The 2,413-nt window shown below is 43.8% G+C and carries 1 protein-coding gene and 3 tRNA genes; all 4 read right to left on the bottom strand.

The features are described 5' to 3' along the window. Nucleotide 1: 1 nt before the first annotated feature. The 4 genes from R8269_RS23420 to R8269_RS23405 all read right to left on the bottom strand — a co-directional run bounded on the left by R8269_RS23420 (nt 2) and on the right by R8269_RS23405 (nt 2,412). Nucleotides 2–74: transfer RNA gene (locus R8269_RS23420), tRNA-Thr, on the bottom strand. Nucleotides 75–126: 52 nt separating this feature from the next. Beyond that, a tRNA-Phe gene (locus R8269_RS23415) sits at nt 127–202 on the bottom strand. A gap of 233 nt (nt 203–435) precedes the next feature. Then, entirely contained in the window at nt 436–2,061 is a 1,626-nt protein-coding gene (locus tag R8269_RS23410) for a methyl-accepting chemotaxis protein (protein ID WP_318222686.1), read from the bottom strand. A 275-nt stretch (nt 2,062–2,336) separates the two neighbouring features. Then, nucleotides 2,337–2,412, bottom strand: a tRNA-Asn gene (locus R8269_RS23405). Between the last annotated feature and the right edge of the window lies 1 nt (nt 2,413).

Here is a 2,413-nt window from a genome sequence, read left to right as displayed (position 1 = left end):
GTGCCGACTACCGGAATCGAACTGGTGACCTACTGATTACAAGTCAGTTGCTCTACCTACTGAGCTAAGTCGGCACATTTTATTCTTTAACATTGTTCGTGCTAAGCACCAACAATTAATAAATTGTGGTGCCCGGAGGCGGAATCGAACCACCGACACGAGGATTTTCAATCCTCTGCTCTACCGACTGAGCTATCCGGGCGACGAGGTGTATTAAAAGGCTTTTCGGCTTTCAGGTCAACAATAAAATTAAAATAAAATATCGTTTGATGAATTTGTGCTCGGAGTGGGCTGTTTTTATGCGTTTTTAGCAGCAATGCGCCATGCTTTAAGCGATGTTTTAACATTGATAGTGTGTTCACTTGCAAAATAAAGGCGATAAAAACAAAAAAGCACGTCTGAAAACGTGCTTTTTATTGAACAATTGACTTTAAACTAGTGCTTTACTGAGAACTTGTTTACCCAACCTTCTAGCTCATTCGCTAGTGAAGCTAAACTTTGAGTACTTGATTGGCTCTCGGTTACGACAGAGTTGAGTTGGCCTCCGCTTCCCTCGATAAGGTTTATGCGTAGCGCAATATCATCGCTAACCTGCGTCTGCTCAGCGGCAGCAGTAGCGATCTGCTGGCTCATTGTGGTGATAGATTCTAACGCCGTTACAATTTGCTGTAGAGCTTCAGAGGCATTCTTAGACTCTGTAACAGTGCTTTCACTGGTTTCTGCACATATTTCCATTGTGTGAATGGCATTGCGAGAGCCTTCTTGCAGATTGGAGATCATATACTGAATCTCTTTTGTGCTGTCTTGTGTGCGTCCTGCTAGGTTGCGTACCTCATCAGCAACGACTGCGAAGCCTCGGCCTTGTTCTCCAGCACGTGCTGCTTCAATGGCTGCATTGAGTGCCAATAGGTTTGTTTGCTCTGCAATATCACCAATCACATCGAGCACTTTTACAATATTATTTACATCCTGATCTAGATCGGCGACCGCTTTACTCGCAGTATTTAATTGAGAAGCTAAACCTTGAATGTTTTCAACCGTGTTATGAATGAGTTTCTGAGTATGTTGGCTTTGTTTGTCAGCCTCGTCCGTATTGTTTGCGGTGTCGCTTGCTGAATTGGCAACATGGTTGGCTGAAGATGCCATTTCAGTCATCGCAGTGGCAATCATCGCCGTTGATTGCTGCTGAGATACGGTAAGATCGGCAATCGTATTTGATCGAGCTTCTACGGCAGACAACTCTGCGCGCAGTGCATGCATAGACTTCTCTAGGTTTGTCACCATGGTAGCTACTGATTGACTCATATCTTGCACGGCACGATAGATACTTCCTCTCGGTGCCACAGTATCAAAACTGGTCTGAATGTCTCCTTGAGCGACAGCTTGAACTGCTTTACGCACGTCGTTAGGCTCTCCACCAAGTAGATGAAGCATTTTGCGAATCGAAATGATCAGGCCACTTAGAATACTTCCCGCGATAATCAGACACAGCACAAGCTGCCATTGTGCTGTCGACCAAAAACGTGCGTTAACTTCATTAGAGCCAATACCTGTACCGACAACCCAGCCCCAGTGTGGTGTTTTTTCTGCTATCGAGTGTTTTTCTTCAATGCTGCCATCAGCTTGTTTTTGGCTCCAGGTATATTCAACGATCTGACCTGTTTTGTGCCCCAATACATCTAGAATGAGTTGGCCTACGCTATTACCACTGCCATCTCTAAAGTCATGGAAGCTGGTTCCGTGCAGTTGAGGGTCTAGTGGTGCGGCGATGAACATCATATTTTCATCTGCGACATAAACGTATTCGTTGTCTTTGTAGATATTGTTACGAAGTAGGCGAGTGGCTAATGCTTTCGCTTCGTCTTCCGGCATTTTGCCTTCGATAGCCATCTTTTCTACTTCGGTAAGTATGCTGTACGCACTTTTAAATAGCTCAGTAACTCGAGCTTTGTTATCAAGGTTACTTGCGACGCGAAGTGTCCATAAGCCCGTTGCGGTCAGAGCTAGGAGAGCTAGCAATATGATCGCAGATAATAAATAGGCTTGAGTTTTTAGTTTCATATTTAGCTCACAAATAAAGTGTTATCACTATGCAAGGCATAGCTAAAAGAAGAAATGTAATAACTCGGGCATCTTAGTGAAGATAAATATGCTCGGATACTAATGCGTATTGAAATTACGATGAGGATTAAATTTTTAGCGTGAAATAAGTATTTTTGAAGAAAGGATTTAATGTTCGCTGATGTTTAGAAATGAAGTGCAGATAAATGGGAAAGTGAGAAATGACGTATAAAGCAGATACAAAAAAGCCGCATCAAGTGATGCGGCTTTAAAAGTGGCTCCTCCTGCTGGGCTCGAACCAGCGACCTGCGGATTAACAGTCCGTCGCTCTACCAACTGAGCTAAGGAGGAA

This window comes from Vibrio sp. Vb0667, from assembly GCF_033391095.1.
The sequence above is the reverse complement of the archived record's forward strand: the minus strand, read 5'-3'. Positions and strand labels throughout refer to the sequence as shown.